Here is a 19,416-nt window from a genome sequence, read left to right on the forward strand (position 1 = left end):
TTGCGATCGCATCTCGTTCATTTTAATTAACTTTAATTTAAATATCACTTTTGTCTTTCGCTATTGCGGTTGAAATTTTTCTCTGAGAACGACACACTACCGATACCTTGGAGAATACCACGAGCGATTAAACCTAAACCACGACCAATAACTTGGGTTAAAACGAAGACAATACCACTGCCTAAAAAAGATAATAGCGATTGTAGGCGAGGAGCGATCGCATCCCAAAATTCTAGTCCCAGCGTTACAAATAACGGTACACCTGCAAGCTTGGCTAATTCTGCATTGCGCGGCGCGTAAACTGATGTTTTCGCAATTCCCCTTGGTGCTAATACAAATAACTCATAGCGACTTTCAAAAATTGCTTTAGCTTCATTCACATAATTATTTAAACGGTATTTCCAAGACAAATCATTTCTAAACCGTTCAATTTCCCGCGTCGAAATTAACTTGCGAGTATAAAAGTTTTTCTTAATTGCCTCCACATCTGCTAAATAATTTAACAGTGGTTGTAATACTCCATTACCCACTTGAATCAACAAATTTTCTAAAATCATTAATGACTGTGTTTTAGCAGCATCACTATCAGCTAAATAAGTCTGATTATCAATCTGAAAATCTGTTTGAAATAGTAAATAAGAGAGTAACTCTACTACAAAGGGAATTTTATTGAAGATGTCAGTTTGAATAATTCTGGGATTTTGCAGCAATACCTTGACAACTTCAATTTTTTGTCCCCCGATTGGCACTTGGGAAAATTTACCAAAAAAGTCTGTAACTGTAGCTTGCCATAAATCAAACAAAATAGTATTTTTAAATCCCTCTAACTGCTCAATGGTGATTTGAGAAGCACGTAAATCTTCAATTTGTTTGGCTAATTTTTGTAATATTAAATAAAGTAATTCCCGTTTCTTATCTTCCCTGAGAATATCAATTTCTAACGGGACATCTGAAATATTTTCCAAAGAAAATTGTAATTTATTTATACAAGTTGAAAATAAATCAAATTGCAAGGCACTAGGGTTGATTTCTGGGAGCAAAGTTAAAGGTGGCTCTACATTTGTTGGCACAATGACACTACTGGCTGAAGAAATCAATGGTAATTCTTCTGTCGGAGAAATCAATGGTGATTGTTCTGGGGCGGAAATTAACAAATGATGGAGTAGCCAACGCGCCGCTAACAGTTCTCGCCGTTGTCCCGCCAGCACAGCCCGGTCTAGTATTGGTAAGCCTGGGGTTTGTAGTTTGACTGTAATTGTTGCTAGGGAAGCGTTAATATAGCCGATTCCCGATAAACACTGATTTTGCCATAGCCGCAGCCAAGGTATTCGGGGAGGCGGCGAGATGGGAGCCGAAGGCGAGTTAGTATCTAATACCCAATGGGAAGCACCTGCGGCGACTTCTGAAATCACAGCAATAATTTGAGATGCAGGAGTACCTTTAGGGAGATAGCCATTCACCCCAATTGCCCTAATAGCAGCTAATATTTCTCGGTTTTGGACAGCACTCAGCAGTAAAATCGGTAAGTCTGGGTATGAAGTTTTTAGCAGGCGACAAAATTCTAAACCTTGCAACCGACTGTCAAAAGAGCGAAGCTCCAAAGGAGTCGTTTTGCGATCGCTTCCTAAGTCCAAAACCACTAAATTTACTGCTTCTGGGTCTTGATTAGTAAGTTCTGCTAGTATTTGCAAAGCTTCTGTCTCTGTTTCTACTTCTGCGACAACTTGCAAATTCAGCATTGCTTCCAAAGTTACCCGCAGTCCTAAACGGAAAATAGGGTCTTGGTCAACTAGTAATAATTTAAGAGGGCGATCGCTCATCATTGACTCAGATACTAAGCAGCTTCCTACTCATTGTTACCTGTTTTCGTCACCCAATAAATGAATCATAATGACATAGGCGGAGTCTTAGTTGTGTAATTAAATGAACCTCAGTATCAGGCAATGGTTGGCAGAACGCCAGATTGAAATCAGTCAAATTCGAGAATTTTCCCTTGGTCAATTGGCGGGTGTAGCCTACCGCATTGTCCAAGATATGGAAGTTAAAAGCCTTGCACCACTTGATGTCTGTACTTTAGCCGAGGTTTTAGAACTACCTCTGGGTTCTGTTTGGCAAGATATCAAGCTGATTGCGCGACTAACAGAAAGTTTGTTGCGTAGTCTCAGTGAAAAAAAGGCCTTAAAACGTAACGAAGGCACATGGCTGGCGTTTCACATTGCTTATCTCTATGCTTTACATCAAATCATTCAACAAGAAGTCAGTCTGAAAAAACCTTGGCTGAACCGAGCGATGATTTCCAGTCAAGGAGAAATTTTACAGGAAATTATTGGCAAACTCAGTCTGCAAGATGTACAACTCCAAGGATTATTAAAAACTTTAACCCAGGGAAAGTTAACTGATACCCAAGCAGAACAAGCCTTATCTGTAGTGGCGGATTCTTTATTAGTGCAACAAATGAATAATGCTACTATTGCTTGGTTAATTGCGAATGGTGCAGAAGATTTAGAAGCAAAATTATTAACCCAGCGTTTAACTCATTCCCTGAGTGGATATTTACTCAAAGTTGTGGCGGAAAATGCCCCACAACTGGCACAATTACAAAAATTTTTCCAATTAGGTTCTACAAGTAATATTGCTCTTTCTGAATCAGGTAATTTAGGCGCAGCTAAAAATTCATCTGTAGGGGATAAAATTGATTTATGTCGAGAAAATTATCGCGTATTTTTACTAAAAAATCTCAGCCAACCTTTATTTATCGAGTCTTTTGCCCTTAAGGATATTTATATTACCCTCAAAGGTTTAGTAGTAAATACTAATACTCCATCGGTTGATATCAAAAAATGGGCGCAAGAACAGTTAGCAGATAGTGAAAATATTGCTGTGATTGCGGCCGAACCAGGATATGGTAAAACTAGTTTCTGTCAAATTTGGGCAGCAGAAGTAGCCAGAGAACTTTATCCTAATTGGATGCCGGTGATTATTCGCTTGCGGGATATTAAATATGGTCAAACTTTAGCAGAAACTTTGAATTCTGGTTTTGCTTTGAATGCTCAAACTAACTTAAGTAATTGGTTAGAACAAGAACAACCGCGCTGTTTGTTACTGCTTGATGGTTTGGATGAATTACCTGCTGCTAATTTAGGGATAAGAGCCAAGACAATTTTTATGCAGCAGTTAATGGCGTTGCAAGCTAAAGGTAAACATAAAATTATTTTAACTAGTCGCAAAAATGCTTTAGAAGAAATTGAGCCAGATATCTTATCGCAGTTACCACAAATTATTATTCAACCATTAGAACAAGAACAATTAAAACAATGGTTTCAACAGTGGGCAATGTTACAGTCATTACCCGTTGCTCAAAATTTCTTTACCTTCTTAAAGCAATCTGGCTTATTTATCAGTAACTCCAAGTTTCCCGAACTTTCGGCTTTGGTGCGTCAACCATTGTTGCTGTATTTACTAGGGATTTTACATCGTGATGCACTTATAGATGATGAAATTTGGCAATTAGCGCAATCACCTAGTACTACTAAAGTAGTGTGGGAAATTTATCATCGCCTGAGTCGTTGGTTATTAGGTTATCCGGTGACTGGCGGGATTAAAACCATGCTATTGCGTTCTGGTTCGGCTCACATTCATCGTACACAAGAAGCGATCGCCAATTTACTTTCTGGTTGTCATCCCCAAGATTTATTAAACCAAATCCAGGCGATCGCTCTCCAAATTTTACACAGCGATCGCTATCAAATTCATCTCACAGAAACTTCCCCTCCCCCTACCTTACCCGCTTTCTACTTCAAAACTTCCCCCGCAGTACTCAGCGAGAAGTTGCGTGCGGGGGTTTCCCCCGTTGAGCAAACTTCGGTGACCCAACACTCAGCACCCAACACTCAGCACTCAGCACTCCTCACAGAATTTTCTCACCCCAAATTAGGCGAATATCTCTGTGCAGAAGCTATTGCTTATCAACTAAAAATTCTTACCCAGCAGCAAAAAGATGACTACGGAATATTAATTTTTGCTCTTGATTCGCCGCAGAGTGTTGCTCAACATTTATATAAACTTCTTGGTTATGGTGTCCTCACTACAGAAATTAAGCAACTGGTAATTGAAACGTTACTACACCAGCCTCAAAGTGATTTTTCTTTAGATTTATTATTACAACGTCTAGAATTATTTTGGCATGGTTATTGTCAAGGTCGTTGGTTAAATGAAGGAATAGCGCATCAAGCTTGGAATTATTTTCACACACTCGGCAATCCCATAAATGTTGAGCAAATTAATGCCAGTGTAGGCATAAATGTATTTTTATTATTATCTGCTGGTTATCGCTTTACTAAAGTTGCTTTTTCTCCTTGTGGCAATCCGCAAAATGTTGCTGAATTCTACCCAGAAGTTTTGACAATGCTAATGGGTAAAGCCGCGATTTTATCCCATTCTGTTTGGCTCAAACGCATTCTCCCCCAATCTTTAACTCAACTCAATCTCTCTGGCGCATCTTTGTTACAAGTGATGTTAGTTAAAGCCAATCTAGAGCAGACAAATTTGATTAATGCAAATTTAAGTTATGCCAATTTAACTAATGCAAATTTAAGTTATGCCAATTTAACTAATGCAAATTTAAGTTATGCCAATTTAACTAATGCTGATTTAAGTTATGCCAATTTAACTGGTGCTAACTTGACTGGTGCTAATCTTAGCAGCATTAATCTGGAAAATGTCAATCTTGTCAATGCCTGCTTATTTGATGCCATTCTAACTGCTGCTGACCGCGAAATTGCCACGATGAATGGTGCTGTATTCTCTTTAGAACAGTTCTACACCCTGAAAAAATTACTCTCACAGACATCTGTAATGAGTAGCAGCGACAGAGGCGATCAAACAGCAGCTTGGTTAAGCGATACCAACATCGGCACAATTGACGACTCACAAGCAGAACCAATTACTTCAGTTGGTTTATACGATGATGATGATGATGTAGAAGATGAAACGGTATTTAGTGTGAATCCCAGCGATTATGATTGATGTTAAAAAGTAAAAAGTAAAAAGGCAAAAGAAGTAAAAGAATAATGGTCACAAGCCCACGCTAGGGAAGCTCAATTTTACCGTTTACCTTTTTACAGCACTTTTGAATTAAGTGAGGCACAGCACAAATAATAAGTAATGAGTAATAAGTAGTGAATATTAAGTAAATTCTTGACTCATTATTCATTACTCATTACTTTTTTCAATCAGTTGCTGTACCTCATAAACATCAAATCTGCTGTAATTCTACATCTCTACACATCTTCTGATGGATGGCGATAGCCATAAAAGTTAATACTATATTCTGTAATTTTTACGCCCGTTTGTTGTTCAACTTGACGCAACAATTCTTCTGGCAATTCTATATGTACATCCAGAATTTGATTAGTATCGAGACAATTGACATGGCTGTGAGCATCGCTAATATTGCCATATAAGCGACCATCACAGTGTTCGATACATTCAATAATCCCTTGACTGGATAAAGCTTCTAGGTTTTGATATACAGAGGTATGACCAATGTCTTTGCCTTCTTGGTTGAGGCGATCGTAAATTTCTCTCGCAGATAGATGCTCATTTGCTTGCCACAGCAGTTCCAAAATAAAGCGGCGCTGGCGACTAACGCGCATACCCAGCGTTTGACACTGATCTAGCGCATCTTCTAGAGAGCGAATTGGTTTTTTAGCTATCGTTGGTTTTTCCATATTAGATTTCGCTAAGTATTCAGGGAAATTGTGATTTCCAGGTTTATTTTTGTTTTTTGATATAAAAAAATATTATATGATGCTTTTTCTTTCTAACTGTGTTGTGGTTAGCGATCGCTCAATAAATCTCACTCTCTAACTACGGTATTTACAGCTTGTTTAGGGTTGATTCATCGTCTTCCTCGCTAAAGCAAACTCATTACAACTTTAGCTTAAAATTCAAATTAATGTCTACCTTGGGATAGGAGCAGTTTATATGACGCAACATAATGCCGTTAAAGCGGACATCCTGCCCTATGTAAATAACTCATTTAGGTAAAATTTTTAATCTTCTTTTTGCAATTAAAATTGAGCTAAAAAAACTAGAAATCTTTCCTATATAAGGCTTTGAGCAATTACATAGACAAACATCGAAAAAAGAGCGAGTATAATCGATGACTGACAATTTAGTTATAGCTGAAAGGTTATCTATGTCAGATCAATTTACGTTTACCGTTACCAATCAAACCGACCTAGCCATTACAGAGTTGTGGGTGTCTGTTGATGAAGATGAGTGGCTACCATTCACCTTGAGTGAAGAGGGGATTCCATCTGGTGAAACCGCAACAATTGTTTGGGCTGAATATACCAATGATTCACCTTGTGAATGGTACATATCTGCTGTATTTGACGATGAATCAGAATCCGAATCAGCCTTATTTAACTTTTGTGAAGAACCAGATTTAACAATTGGTTGAAGAAGAATTCAGGAGTCAGAATCAATGAGTGAAGGAGAAAGACCTGACCTGATTGAGGTTTAGTGTAGTATTTCAGCATTTATTCGCATCTGCGTACATAATTTATGCTGAATTCTGACTCCTGACTCCTGAATTCTATTTTGATAAAACTTATACCTTTACCAACTAGCTACAGTCTGCGCGATCGCTTCTTTAGCAGCCGCTAATGATTGTTGACGAGCATCATCACCTAAGTTGAGGCTGTCAGCATGGATAAATGTGACATCAGTTAGACCAATAAAACCCAAAATAGTGCGGAGATAAGGTTCTTGATAGTCGTAAGCTGCAAAGGGTGTACCTGGGGGAAAAGTCCCGCCACGAGAGGTAATAATTAACACTTTTTTGCTGCTATCAACTAAGCCTTTATAGCCGTTCGCATCAATTCCAAAGGTACGACCGACACGCACAATTTGGTCAATATAAGCCTTGAAAGTAGAAGGAATATTCAAGTTATACATTGGTATACCAAAAACATAGCGATCAGCAGCCAAAAACTCATCAATTAAACTATCCGAAAGCTGAATCGCCTCCACTAGTTCGGGTGTGCGTGCATCAGGTGGTGTAAAAGCTGCTGCTATCCATAATTCATCTACATGGGGGACAGGATAATGACCCAAATCCCGGTAGGTAACTGTATCACCAGGGTGAGAATCTTTCCAGGATGTCACGAACTCATAAGAGAGCGATCGCGAAATCGAACGTTCACCACGAGGACTAGAATCAATGTGTAGGATGTTTGCCATAAATAAAGCCTAAAAATTATTTGTTGTACAAAGCAGATGCTAACAACAATGTAGTTGAAAGCAATGAAAACAATAATATTGTTGCTAAAGCGATCGCACTCCAGAATAGTTTTAGTTCAATGAATGGTTATGGTTTGATTAATGCAGCCGCAGCCGTCGCTCAAACGTTAGGTCAAACGAGCTTTGCAGATGTACCTGACTTGAGAGGTCGCAATTGGGGTACAGACCTGATCAAAGCATTACTAAAACTAATCTGGTAATCGCCGCAGTTATCCAGGTGATCAAACCTCCTCTTCGAGTTAGAAACATGCTGAATCGTTTAGTTGGTGTAAGGTTGACGCAGGCGTATATTACCAACCACAGAGGCTAATTACCAATATATTTGGTAATAAAATCTTGACAAAACACTGTGGTGGAAATTCGGAAATAAATAAATGATCAACACTGAGGTTAATACTCTTGTGTGCTGCGTTGGCATGAGAAAATCAGATAATACGATCGCAATACAAGCGATAAAGTCAAAGGAAGAAAGATGTCGGATAATTTGAGAAGCCGGGTTGTAACACAGGGTGTACAGCGATCGCCAAATCGAGCGATGCTCCGGGCTGTTGGGTTTGAAGATGCCGATTTTAACAAGGCAATTGTCGGTATTGCCAATGGTTACAGCACTATTACCCCTTGCAATATGGGGATAAACAAATTGGCACAAAGGGCAGAAGCTGGTATTAAAATTGCTGGAGCAATGCCGCAAATTTTCGGAACAATTACCATCAGTGATGGCATTTCGATGGGAACGGAAGGGATGAAATATTCCCTGGTGTCAAGAGAAGTGATTGCCGATTCCATTGAAACTGCTTGTACTGGACAAAGCATGGATGGCGTATTGGCCATTGGTGGTTGTGATAAAAATATGCCAGGGGCAATGCTGGCGATCGCCCGGATGAATATTCCCGCGATTTTTGTCTACGGTGGTACAATCAAACCCGGACATTACAACGGTCGTGATTTAACTGTAGTCAGTTCCTTTGAAGCGGTGGGACAATACAGTGCTGGCAAAATTGACGAAGCTGAGTTAACAGCCGTTGAACAAAATGCTTGTCCGGGTGCGGGTTCCTGCGGCGGGATGTACACAGCTAACACCATGTCTTCGGCATTTGAAGCAATGGGGATGAGTTTACCTTATTCTTCCACAATGGCAGCCGAAGATGCCGAAAAAGCCGACAGTACAGAAAAATCTGCGTTGGTGTTAGTCGAAGCAATTCGCAAGCAATTATTACCACGCCAGATTATCACCCGTAAATCTATAGAAAATGCTATTGCGGTAATTATGGCAGTTGGCGGTTCCACTAATGCAGTATTGCATTTTTTGGCGATCGCTAGTGCGGCTGGTGTGGAATTGACCATCGATGACTTTGAAACTATCCGTGGTCGAGTACCTGTGCTGTGCGATTTAAAACCCAGTGGTAGATACGTCGCTACAGATTTACACAAAGCTGGCGGTATTCCTCAAGTCATGAAAATGCTGCTGGTAAATGATTTGCTACATGGTGACTGTATTACCATCACAGGTCAAACCATTGCCGAAGTTCTTGCCGATGTGCCGAATGAACCAAGCCCTGACCAAGATGTGATTCGTCCTTGGGATAAGCCGATGTATGCTCAAGGTCACTTGGCAGTTCTCAAAGGTAATCTGGCTACGGAAGGCGCTGTGGCGAAAATTACCGGGGTGAAAAAACCAGTCATTACCGGCCCAGCTAGAGTATTTGAATCGGAAGAATCTTGCTTAGATGCAATTCTGGCAGGCAAAATTAAAGCTGGTGACGTGATTGTGATTCGTTACGAAGGCCCCAAAGGCGGGCCAGGAATGCGGGAAATGTTGGCTCCCACCTCGGCAATTATTGGTGCTGGCTTGGGTGATGCTGTCGGATTAATTACCGATGGCAGATTCTCCGGGGGGACTTACGGGATGGTAGTTGGTCACGTTGCACCAGAAGCAGCTGTAGGAGGAGCGATCGCCTTAGTCGAAGAAGGTGATACTATCACCATTGATGCACCATCACGGCTATTGCAGTTGAATATTTCTGATGAAGAATTAGCCAGTCGCCGTGCTAATTGGCAACCCCGCCCACCTCGTTACACTAAAGGCGTATTGGCGAAATATGCCAAGTTGGTATCTTCCAGCAGCCTTGGTGCAGTGACAGACTTAGGCTTATTTGATAGTTAATCAACCGCAGATAGACGCAGATAAATAAACATAATCTCTGCGTCTCTGCAAAATTGGATGAACGAGCTTAATTCTGATAGATATTGATATGTGCGCCTTTAAATTGTTTCAGCAAGCCAATTACTATAATCGGCATAATGTTGGTAGAGGTTATCTATATTATTGATGTCAAAACTGTTGAAAGCCTTACCATCAGTCCCATGTAATCGTTGAACAAACTCGATAAAAGAACCATAGGGATTACTAGGAGCAACAAACATCTGCTTGAGTAACGCACCAGACTCATCACTGTATGATAATACTGGTGTCATAAACTTCCACCCTAATTCTGCCATTTGGTGATGTAGTTCCTCCATATCAGCTTCTGGATCGATGTTGTAAGCAGTATGCTGAATCCCTTCACCATAGAGATTGATAAACTTATTAATTGGTGAATTAGGATCTTCACTTACCGATAATCCAGTCATAGTTGCCCACGGATACTCGGCACTGATGCCACTAACTAAGGCAATGTGAGTAGCGGGAAAACACACAGTCTTAAGCCTCATATGTTCATTGAAACCAAGCAAACTCCATTTTGAGAGGAACCTTTGTTCATCTTCAAATGACGCAACATAAGTAATATGGTCAATATGTCGAATACTTTGAAGGATATCACTTGTATTCTTTTCAGGTAAAACAACTGAGTTTGGTATCATAATTCCAATTTTCTGCTAACACTCTTAATTTGCCTAATATCAAATTTTTCCTATCTATTAAAAGCTAGAACAAGTAACAAAGGCTTGATTAATTATTTCTGATATTTGCTACTGCTTATAGATAGAAATTATGCTGTTTTGTTTTCGTCTTTGTTACTCTAAATTTTTTAGAGCTTATAACCTCATACTTGATATTTTTTAAACTCTCAAACTTTTAATAACGATGCAAGGAAAGTTAAGACAGTTAAGAAATTTTGTATCAAAGCATAAAAGCAATTTATATATTTTTTAGAATTTATAGTTTTTACTTATTAAAATAAATTAATTAGGACTGACGCATAAAAACGAAAAATCAAGAGTTTTGGCGAGGGTGCAAGGGTACAGGGTATAGGGGTGTATATATCTAAAACCCTTACGCCACAAACCCTTACACCCAATCTTCATAGACAATCTTTGTGCGTAAGTCCTGTTAATAAAAAATAGCTTACTCAATTAAGCCTGGCAAACAACAGTTAACTAACATTCAATTAGCCATTTTTTAACTGAAAAATCGGTAAAAATCTTAAACCATAAATTAGGCACTAACTAAGTTATGGTTTAAATGCTTAAGCTCTGGTTTAAAGTCCTGTATTAACTTGACTTCTCTTAACTAAACGCTTGGCTTTTCCTTCACTACGAGGTAAGCTCTGTGGTGGCATCAACTTGACTTTAGCAGTTATCCCTAAACGATGTTCAATGTTAAATATTAATTGCTGCTCTAGCTCAAAAAGTAAAGTTTGTTCTTGCGAAATTGAATTACAAACTTCAACCCAAATTTCAATATCATCAATTAAATTGATATTATCGTCAATCACAATCTGGTAATGAGGTATAATCCCAGGTAATCTCAATAAGACATCCTCAATTTCCGCAGGAAATAAAGTTTTATCTTTTATTCTAATTAAATCGTTAATACGACCCTTAACACGATCCATCCGGGTCAGAGTTCGACCACAAGCACAAGGTTGATAAAATAGGCGTGTAATATCACCAGTTCGGTAGCGAATTAGGGGTGTAGCCTCTTTAGTAATGGTTGTTAATACAAGCTCTCCATATCTTCCTTCTTCCATTTGTTCCCCTGTTTCTGGGTTAATAATTTCTGGAATAAAGTGATCTTCGTAAATATGCAACCCAACTCGATGAGGACACTCATGAGCCACCCCAGGGCCAATTACTTCGCTTAGTCCATAAGTATTATAAGCTACTATATTCCAACGTTTTTCAATGTCATCTCGTAATGCTTCACTCCATGATTCAGCACCAAAAATCCCCGCAGCCACAGACAATGAACGTAAATCAATACCTTCTTTTTCTGCCACTTCACCGATAGTGTATATGTAGCTAGGAGTACTCAATATAATGCCACTGCTAAAATCTTGTAAAAGTGTTAAATTCCGTTGCGGTGAGGAGCCAGAAGCCGGAACTACTGTAGCACCGATGCGTTCAATACCGTAATGAAAACCTAACCCACCAGTGGCAAGACTGTAACCGTAAGTGTTCTGGACGATAATCCCTGGTTCTGCACCACTAGCGGCTAATGCTCGTGCCGTTAGTTCCGACCATAGGTTTAAATCGTTATGAGTATAACCAACTACTGTGGGTTTGCCAGTAGTACCAGACGAGGCATGAAGTCGAATAATTGAATCCATTTGGACTGCAAACATTCCAAATGGATACTGTTTGCGTAAATCAGCCTTAGTCGTAAAAGGAAGCAGGGAAATATTTTCTACAGACCGAATATGACCAGGATGTATGCCAATAGCATCAAGCTTTTGTTTGTAAAAGGGTATGTTTTCATAAGCTCTTTCTACACATTTTATTAGTCGGTTTTTCTGTACTTCATATAATTCTTCCCGTGGCATGGATTCATACTTGCGATTCCAGATGTATGGTTCAAGAACTAATTTATTCATTGTCCTTAGAAAATGTTTTAACAGTCAAACTTGGAATATCATTTTCGTAAGAAAAAAGACAAGGACAGTTAAGACAGTTAAGGAAATATTTCACAGTTTTTTTAAATGTTCAGTAAGTCGATGCAATAAAACCAAACTATAAGACTCATATTTGATTTATGAAAAAAATCAGTACACCCAGATCAGCCGTCTTTCCTACTCCCTACCTACATAACTAGATTCAGAAATCAAATCGGATTCCTATATATAAATAAAAGTAAATAAGGCTCAAACCCTTTCTCCCCCTGCTCCCTGCCTTATTCTAATAATAATTATTTACACCGACCTACTTAATATATGTTCCAGGTATCGCTTCCCCAATCCCTCCACTCAGATTTACCTCTCACTGCCCTTGCACCCATGCAAGATGTGACAAATCTCAAGTTTATGAAGGTCATTGCTCATTACGGCAAACCTGACTACTTCTTCACTGAATATTTTCGCGTCAATGAAACATCACGGCTTAATCCCAAGATTCTGGCATCTATCACAGAAAACGATACTGGTTGCCCTGTTTTTGCTCAAATGATTGGTGAAAGCATTCCTGATTTAGTCCGAACAGCAAAGGAACTCTGTGGTTATAATATCGCTGGAGTTGACTTAAACATGGGTTGTCCCGCACCGAGAATCTACCGTAAACAAGCTGGAGGTGGATTACTACTTGTGCCAGAAAAAGTAGATCGCATTTTGGCTGAACTCAGACAAGCAGTTAATGATCGACCTTTGAGTGTCAAAATGCGCTTGGGCTTTGAAAATAGCGATACTTTTTTCCAAATTCTAGATATCATCAATCGCCACAGTATTGATTTGTTGAGTTTACATGGTCGCACGGTAAAAGACAGATACCAAGGCCGGGTAAATTACGCCTTGATTGCCCAAGCGGTCAGACACGTCAATTGTCCCGTCCTGGCTAACGGAAACATCTACTCGGCAGCACAAGCAATGTCGGTGCTTGACCAAACAGGTGCGGTTGGTGTGATGGTAGGCCGTTGGGCAATTGGTAATCCCTGGATTTTTCATCAAATTCGCCAAGCATTGCGCTCTGAGCCAATTACGCCTGTTCCTTTAACAGAAGTACGCCACTACATTGACCGTTTATACCAAACTCCAGAAGCACCCAATATCCCAGAACGAGCGCGTATCGGCTACCTCAAACTATTTCTCAACTACATTGCTCTCAGTGTTGACAGCCAAGGTCATTTCCTGCGGCTAATGCGACAAGCGCAGACCGAAGTTGAACTTTTTCAGATATGCGATCGCTTTTTGTTGGCTGACCCTGCACAGACTTTAGCCTTAGCTCCTTTAATAACCAAAGACTTAACCTGACTGTTCAAGATAGGGATTAGGAAATTGTATTTGAGGAGCTTAAAGAATGGAAACCTTCTGGTGACAAGAAACGGTCGAATCTAAAACATACATTACTCATTACTCATTACTTTTAAGTGGCAGTTGTTTTGCGAATAGTAGCAGCAGTAATACGATCAACCAATCCTGGCACAATTAGCCTTGCCCAAGGTAGTATCTTACCCTTCAAAGTCATGATATGTTCTCGTTTACGGCGCTCCATTGCCCAGATAATTTGACGCACACACTCTTCCACGGGCATATTGCCTTGGCTTTCATCACGCGGACTTTTACCTAATGGTTTTCCATCTGCGCCCAAGGCGCGTTGGCGAATATCTGTGGCGACAAAACCCGGCGAAATAACCACTACATCTACTCCTGTTTGCTGCAATTCCATCCGCAATGTATCAAAGAAACCTTGCATAGCATGTTTACTAGCAACGTAACCTGTACGAGTGGGTACACCTGTTTTGCCGCAAATGGAAGAAATTGCCACCAATAGTCCTCGACTGGCTTTCAAGTGGGGCAGGGCATAATGAGTACAGTAGACAGCACCCAAATAGTTAACCTGCATTACCCGTTCAAAAATTGAAAGATCAGTCACTTCATCAAAGCAAGTCAGCATTCCAATGCCGGCATTGTTGATTAAGATATCAATCTTTCCAAACTTAGCGATCGCTTTTTCCATCAACTGCTGACAAGCTTCTGGTTGAGTGACATCTGTTGGTACTGCAATCACCTCCGCAGAATAATTTGTACAAGCACTCAGCGTTTGTTCTAATCCTTCTTGATTGCGAGCAGCCAAAACTAAATTTGCACCCTGTTGGGCTAATGTAATTGCCAGCGTTCTGCCAATTCCAGCCGATGCACCCGTGAGAACAATGGTTTTGTTAGCAAATATCACTTTGTGTCCTTTGCGGTTTGATAAATTAAGCTTTTCGGGAATTTTTGCTCAGTACTCAGCACTTGCAAACTGGGAGTATAATTTCACCATCTGACATCCTTATGTGTTTTCTTGAGGAATCATGATCGTAAATGTCGTACCTGTACCTACTTTACTTTCTACGATAATTTCTCCTTGATGTAGCTCTACACATTTTTTGACAACTGCTAACCCTAACCCTGTTCCAGCAATATTTTCAACATTTTGGCATCGGTAAAAAGGCTCATATATTTTATGTTGCTCTGCTAATGGAATCCCAATTCCTTGATCAATAACTTGAAAAGTGATCAATTCCGCCTCAGATTTTAATTTTAAATAAATTGCGGTTTCGTTATTTGAATATTTGATAGCATTTAATAACAAATTACTGAGAATAGAATACAAGAGCTTTTCATCAATATTGGCTTTAAAAATAGAACCCCTTTTTTGAAATCGGATCATATTTGCCTTTTTAGCAAAAATCTGTAAATCTTCTACTAAATTTAAACAAAAATTTTCTAAATTTATCACTTGCAATTTAAAATCCAATTGACCTGCTTCGGCTCGCGTTAAAATTAATATATCCGTTAATATGTGATTCATGATTTTAGCAGAAGATTGAATACGAAAAATATTCTTTAAATGCTGTTCATCTACTAAAGTTTCGAGACTTTCTTTTAATAACTGTGATGAAAGTAAAATTATACTTAAGGGTGTCCGAAATTCATGAGAAATCATAGAAAATAATTGAATCTTTAAATCACCTATTTTCTTTTCTTGAGCTAAAGAAAATTCTAAGGCTCTAATTTGCTCACGTTTAATCCATTGCTTTTCCAGAATTATACATAAGCCAAGAATTATGATTAAAATTAAAAATGTTGTAAAAATTTCTATAAGAATTCGGAAATAAATACTTTGTTTTGATTGTTCTAACGAATCTTGGAGATGAGTTTGTTCTTCTGCTTTAATCTCTGCCATGACCTGCAAGATTTTTTCTCGAATCTGAACACTTCTAACGGTAATATTATTTTGGATTAACATTGACTTTTTATCTTTTTGGTAAAGTTCTATAGATTGCTCCAACAGAGATAATCTTTGATTGACTAATAAATTTAAACTTACCAATCGTTTTTCTTGACTCCCATAAGAATGTATTTGTTTTTGTAATATTTGCAGTTGAGAGCGCATATCTGCCTTTGCGTGATAATAACGCTGCAAATCCTGACTACTACCTAAAAAAATATATCCTCGTCTAGCTGATTCTGCGGCGGTCATTGCGCCATAGAAATTTGTCAAAGCATTGAGAGTTTGATATGTCTGCTGCACCCTGTTAGCTCCAGATTTGATTTCATCTGTGTTTTTCAACGAAACAAAACAGATAATTACCATCAGCAACAGGGTTAAACCAAAACCTCCCGTAATCCATTTTCCTGGGAAAGTCCATTTGATCAATTGCTGAGTCATAGATTGAGTTAAACAATAGTTACTTATACATGATAAATTTAAGGCATTGCTGATATATTTGCCTGTTACTCAATAAAAGATCAAATATGCGGATTTTAGTAGTTGAAGATGATATTCAACTCGCAGAAGTACTAGCAGAAGCACTCAACAGACGACAATATGTGGTGGATATTGCCAAAGATGGAGAAGCCGCTTGGAACTCTACACAATCCATGAAATATGATTTAATAGTCCTGGATATCACCTTGCCTAAGCTAGATGGAATTAAGTTTTGTCACCAATTACGTACTGTCGGCATAAACAATGCTGCACATCGTAATGCAACTATACCAGTGTTAATGTTAACAGCCCGTGACACCGTAGCTGACAAGATTGCTGGGTTAGATGCTGGTGCAGATGATTATGTAGCCAAACCATTTGATTTAGAAGAGTTAATGGCTAGAATTCGTGCGTTACTTAGACGGGGTAGTTCCAGCAGCACAGTAAGTCTGTTATGGGAAAAATTATACCTCAATCCCAGCACCTATGAAGCTACTTACGATGGCTATCCCTTATCATTAACTCTCAAAGAATATGCAATTTTAGAATTACTGGTTGCTAATGGTAGACGAGTACTAAGTCGTTCTAGCATTATTGAACAAGTTTGGTCAGTTGATGAATCTCCTGTTGAAGAAACAATCAGATCCCATATTCGGTGCATTCGACAAAAGCTGAAGGCGTTAGGTGCAGCAGAAAACTTCATTGAAACTGTTCATGGACTAGGATATCGCTTGAAATAGTCATCATGATGCTCATCTCATCAGCAGCGTTGAAAATTTAGCCATGATTATCTACACGAATTATACACAAACTCTACACGAGGGTTGCACATCAATATAATATTATGATGTTTGACCTTAAAAAGATAAATATCAAATTCAATTGTTAAGTATTGAATTTGGTATTCAATTGTTTCTATTTAATCATTTATCAGGGTTCATAAAATTTACGTGATTTGGAGTCATTAAATAAAACTGAGTTGACTAAGCTTATGAATAAATGTGACCGTGGTAGTGGTAGATATTACAATCGGATTTTAATTAATTGAGCTTTGTTCATCTATTACTTTCCGAAATTTTTAAATAAGCTAATAAAAACCTCTATTTTCTCTGTAAGAATAATTACCACTATCCTGTAAGTTTGCTGTTGTTATAAATTTTAGTTGGCAAATTTAGTACAGCTTAGTGTTTGATTAGCTTGCAAAGATAAAGGTTTAGTAAGTAGTTAAACATAATTAATTACACAAAGTCATTGCGAATGGAGCGAAGCGAAGCAATCGCAAGGGCTGGGATTGCTTCGCTTCGCTCGCAATGACTGTAATTAATTTTGCGTGTTTACTTATTGCCTTTAGGTTTTTATTATTTTTGTGTTTTCCCTTATTTTTAAAAGTAAAATCCAAGATTACTTCTGTGTTTTACAAGGACTGTGGCTGAGGTAAATGGATAGAGTCAGTTTTGTGCAGATGTCATAACTGCACATACTTGTTTTTTTGTTAAATAGTCTTAATGAAAATTATGAATAGCCCAAAAGTTAAAGGCTCGAAAGATAAAGCACTCTTAAAAAAGAAAATCCTTTCTATTTTAGCGATCGCTATTACTGCTATTTTTTCTATCGGTGTGATAGTTGGTGGTTTTCTTGACAGAGAAGTGAAAGCACAGTCTGTTGATGCAACTCTACCCAGTAGATTCGGCCGGATGTTTCGTAATCTACCACCCTTTGCGCCACCCAGCCCGATTGTTAAAAATGCTCTGATGGAAATGGGTAAACCAGGGGGTATCTTAGATGCTAAAGACAATTTAGCCGCAGGGCCAATAGCTCTCATTACTGATCCTACTCTCAACGTTAACAATCCCAACAACCCTACCCATACAGCTGGTACAACCTTTATGTCCCAGTTTTTGGATCTTGACATAACCTTTGATACGACATCTCGACTAGGCCAAGTAACACCTCCAGTCTCGGCAACAAACTCTCGAACCGCAGCCTTTGACCTTGATAATATCTACGGTTCTGGGCCGATAGGTTCGCCAAATCTATACGACCCTCAAGATCCAAGTAAACTGAAACTTGAAAGTGGCGGTTTGTTTGAAGATTTACCGAGAGATGCAAACAATCGAGCGATTATTGCCGACCCACGCGGTGATCAGCATCTCATTATCAGTGGATTGGTAACTGCGTTCTATAGCTTTCACAATCATCTGGTGGATTTAGTTAGATCCCAGTCTCCTAATATCTCGAACGATGATGTTTTTCGTCAGGCTCGTCAATTGACCACATGGCACTACCAATGGACAATTCTCCATGAATTTTTGCCCCTGGTAGTTGGTCAAGATATGGTGAATGACATCTTAAAAAATGGGCGTAAATTTTATAATCCCTTGCCAAATAGAGGATTTATCCCGGTTGAGTTTCAAATTGGTTATCGTATCGGTCACAGCATGATCCGGCCTTCTTACCGAGCTAACTTGGCTGGTGACAATGGCAAGCCCTTCTTTGCATTCATTTTCGATCCTTCTCAAGAGGGAAAACCTGATCCAGATGACCTCCGTGGTCGAGCAAGAGCAGCACGACGCTTTATTGGCTGGCAGACATTTTTCGACTTTGGAGATAATCAAGTCAGACCGAATAAATTAATCGATACGAAAATTTCTAGCCCACTGTTTAACTTGCCACTTCAGACTATTGGTTCCGGTACTCCTCCGACTTCACTTATCCAACGTAACCTGCTCCGACACCTGACTTGGCTACTACCATCTGGTCAAAGCATCGCGCAGAAGATGGGTGTACCTGTACTTAGTAAGTACGACTTGGCAGAACTGCGGAGTATTTACCCTACCTTCGACACCTCCACACCGCTTTGGTACTACATCCTCAAAGAAGCTGAACTGAAAGAAAAAGGCTTGCATCTAGGCCAAGTTGGCGGTCGGATTGTTGGTGAGGTAATTATCGGTCTGCTTCAGGTTGACCCAAATTCTTATCTCAATGTAAATCCGTCTTGGGTACCGACTTTACCCACCAAAACTGGTAAACCTCAAGATTTTCGGATGACTGATCTCTTAACTTTTGCTGGTGTAGATCCGGCTAGTCGTGGTCAGTGATGTTATTCAGGACTGACGTAAATGTCACAATTGCTGGTTGGTGCGTGACGCTATAAATCTGATGACTACGTTCAAATCTTCTCGTTGTGTCACACACCCTACAGAAAAAATATGCCAGTTGCGTAAGTCCTATTATTATTTGACTTTTAATAACATAGTTTGGTTTATTTCCACCGACCTCACTACAACTGAGCAGCTTGATAAAATATCCAAACAGTAAAGAAAGCAAGTGAGCATAACTCACCTGCTTTTTGCTTTTTTATAAAAATTCTCTAAATTTACCTGTTCCTAGTATTTCCTTAACCTTGATTCAGTAAATTTTCGAGGACGATTTACACAGAAAAATTAGTCTCTACTTAATTTGCAGTATATACAAAAACACTCAATG

Annotated in this window: 14 protein-coding genes; 7 read left to right on the forward strand and 7 right to left on the reverse strand. The window is 39.1% G+C overall.

All coding sequences use genetic code 11. The features are described 5' to 3' along the window. Positions 1–44 precede the first annotated feature (44 nt). The gene (locus H6G79_RS21625) at positions 45–1,820 is read right to left on the reverse strand and encodes a DUF3685 domain-containing protein (RefSeq protein WP_190594026.1); all 1,776 of its coding nucleotides are present in this window, start codon (positions 1,818–1,820) and stop codon (positions 45–47) included. A 103-nt stretch (positions 1,821–1,923) separates the two neighbouring features. Between H6G79_RS21625 and H6G79_RS21630 the strand changes: the two genes are divergently transcribed. Next, positions 1,924–5,025 carry a pentapeptide repeat-containing protein gene (locus tag H6G79_RS21630; protein ID WP_190593988.1) on the forward strand — a complete coding sequence of 1,034 codons (3,102 nt, stop codon included), beginning with the start codon at positions 1,924–1,926 and terminating at the stop codon, positions 5,023–5,025. 254 nt (positions 5,026–5,279) lie between these two features. Here H6G79_RS21630 and H6G79_RS21635 read toward each other — a convergent pair whose 3' ends face one another. Beyond that, positions 5,280–5,729, reverse strand: coding sequence for a Fur family transcriptional regulator (locus H6G79_RS21635; RefSeq protein WP_190593990.1), 450 nt, complete (start codon positions 5,727–5,729; stop codon positions 5,280–5,282). Between the two features lie 434 nt (positions 5,730–6,163). Between H6G79_RS21635 and H6G79_RS21640 the strand changes: the two genes are divergently transcribed. Next, positions 6,164–6,466 (forward strand): hypothetical protein, encoded by a 303-nt coding sequence (locus tag H6G79_RS21640; protein ID WP_242048500.1) that lies wholly within the window; start codon positions 6,164–6,166, stop codon positions 6,464–6,466. Between the two features lie 158 nt (positions 6,467–6,624). On the opposite strand, the gene H6G79_RS21645 is transcribed toward H6G79_RS21640, so the two are convergent. Further along, a complete protein-coding gene (locus H6G79_RS21645) occupies positions 6,625–7,248 on the reverse strand; it encodes an FMN-dependent NADH-azoreductase (protein ID WP_190593994.1) in 624 nt (207 codons plus the stop codon). A gap of 23 nt (positions 7,249–7,271) precedes the next feature. Between H6G79_RS21645 and H6G79_RS21650 the strand changes: the two genes are divergently transcribed. Together H6G79_RS21650 and ilvD are read left to right on the forward strand one after the other, a co-directional pair. Beyond that, positions 7,272–7,508 (forward strand): hypothetical protein, encoded by a 237-nt coding sequence (locus H6G79_RS21650; RefSeq protein WP_190593996.1) that lies wholly within the window; start codon positions 7,272–7,274, stop codon positions 7,506–7,508. A gap of 272 nt (positions 7,509–7,780) precedes the next feature. Further along, complete coding sequence (ilvD, locus tag H6G79_RS21655) at positions 7,781–9,472, forward strand: dihydroxy-acid dehydratase (protein ID WP_190593998.1); 1,692 nt, start codon at positions 7,781–7,783, stop codon at positions 9,470–9,472. A 98-nt stretch (positions 9,473–9,570) separates the two neighbouring features. Here the strand turns inward: ilvD and H6G79_RS21660 are convergent, their stop codons facing one another. After that, complete coding sequence (locus H6G79_RS21660) at positions 9,571–10,005, reverse strand: hypothetical protein (protein ID WP_190594000.1); 435 nt, start codon at positions 10,003–10,005, stop codon at positions 9,571–9,573. 782 nt (positions 10,006–10,787) lie between these two features. Continuing rightward, complete coding sequence (locus H6G79_RS21665; protein ID WP_190594002.1) at positions 10,788–12,122, reverse strand: phenylacetate--CoA ligase family protein; 1,335 nt, start codon at positions 12,120–12,122, stop codon at positions 10,788–10,790. Positions 12,123–12,458: 336 nt separating this feature from the next. Between H6G79_RS21665 and H6G79_RS21670 the strand changes: the two genes are divergently transcribed. Further along, positions 12,459–13,487 carry a tRNA-dihydrouridine synthase gene (locus tag H6G79_RS21670; RefSeq protein WP_190594004.1) on the forward strand — a complete coding sequence of 343 codons (1,029 nt, stop codon included), beginning with the start codon at positions 12,459–12,461 and terminating at the stop codon, positions 13,485–13,487. Between the two features lie 112 nt (positions 13,488–13,599). Here the strand turns inward: H6G79_RS21670 and H6G79_RS21675 are convergent, their stop codons facing one another. Continuing rightward, on the reverse strand, positions 13,600–14,409 hold the full coding sequence (locus tag H6G79_RS21675; protein ID WP_190594006.1) for an SDR family oxidoreductase: 810 nt from the start codon (positions 14,407–14,409) through the stop codon (positions 13,600–13,602). Positions 14,410–14,508: 99 nt separating this feature from the next. Continuing rightward, the gene (locus tag H6G79_RS21680) at positions 14,509–15,891 is read right to left on the reverse strand and encodes an ATP-binding protein (RefSeq protein WP_190594008.1); all 1,383 of its coding nucleotides are present in this window, start codon (positions 15,889–15,891) and stop codon (positions 14,509–14,511) included. 86 nt (positions 15,892–15,977) lie between these two features. Here H6G79_RS21680 and H6G79_RS21685 point away from each other — a divergent pair, with 86 nt between their 5' ends. Further along, complete coding sequence (locus tag H6G79_RS21685) at positions 15,978–16,670, forward strand: response regulator transcription factor (RefSeq protein WP_190594010.1); 693 nt, start codon at positions 15,978–15,980, stop codon at positions 16,668–16,670. A 774-nt stretch (positions 16,671–17,444) separates the two neighbouring features. Continuing rightward, a complete protein-coding gene (locus H6G79_RS21690; RefSeq protein ID WP_190594012.1) occupies positions 17,445–19,028 on the forward strand; it encodes a heme peroxidase family protein in 1,584 nt (527 codons plus the stop codon). Positions 19,029–19,416: the final 388 nt, after the last annotated feature.

It is taken from the genome of Anabaena sp. FACHB-83 (genome assembly GCF_014697485.1).
Lineage (GTDB): Bacteria > Cyanobacteriota > Cyanobacteriia > Cyanobacteriales > Nostocaceae > Nostoc_B.

What these genes read in the sequence shown, in the direction of transcription:
- H6G79_RS21625 (WP_190594026.1), bottom strand. Translation starts at nt 1,820, where the DNA reads ATGAGCGATCGCCCTCTTAAATTATTACTAGTTGACCAAGACCCTATT.
- H6G79_RS21630 (WP_190593988.1), top strand. Translation starts at nt 1,924, where the DNA reads ATGAACCTCAGTATCAGGCAATGGTTGGCAGAACGCCAGATTGAAATC.
- H6G79_RS21635 (WP_190593990.1), bottom strand. Translation starts at nt 5,729, where the DNA reads ATGGAAAAACCAACGATAGCTAAAAAACCAATTCGCTCTCTAGAAGAT.
- H6G79_RS21640 (WP_242048500.1), top strand. Translation starts at nt 6,164, where the DNA reads ATGACTGACAATTTAGTTATAGCTGAAAGGTTATCTATGTCAGATCAA.
- H6G79_RS21645 (WP_190593994.1), bottom strand. Translation starts at nt 7,248, where the DNA reads ATGGCAAACATCCTACACATTGATTCTAGTCCTCGTGGTGAACGTTCG.
- ilvD (WP_190593998.1), top strand. Translation starts at nt 7,781, where the DNA reads ATGTCGGATAATTTGAGAAGCCGGGTTGTAACACAGGGTGTACAGCGA.
- H6G79_RS21665 (WP_190594002.1), bottom strand. Translation starts at nt 12,122, where the DNA reads ATGAATAAATTAGTTCTTGAACCATACATCTGGAATCGCAAGTATGAA.
- H6G79_RS21670 (WP_190594004.1), top strand. Translation starts at nt 12,459, where the DNA reads ATGTTCCAGGTATCGCTTCCCCAATCCCTCCACTCAGATTTACCTCTC.
- H6G79_RS21680 (WP_190594008.1), bottom strand. Translation starts at nt 15,891, where the DNA reads ATGACTCAGCAATTGATCAAATGGACTTTCCCAGGAAAATGGATTACG.
- H6G79_RS21685 (WP_190594010.1), top strand. Translation starts at nt 15,978, where the DNA reads ATGCGGATTTTAGTAGTTGAAGATGATATTCAACTCGCAGAAGTACTA.
- H6G79_RS21690 (WP_190594012.1), top strand. Translation starts at nt 17,445, where the DNA reads ATGAATAGCCCAAAAGTTAAAGGCTCGAAAGATAAAGCACTCTTAAAA.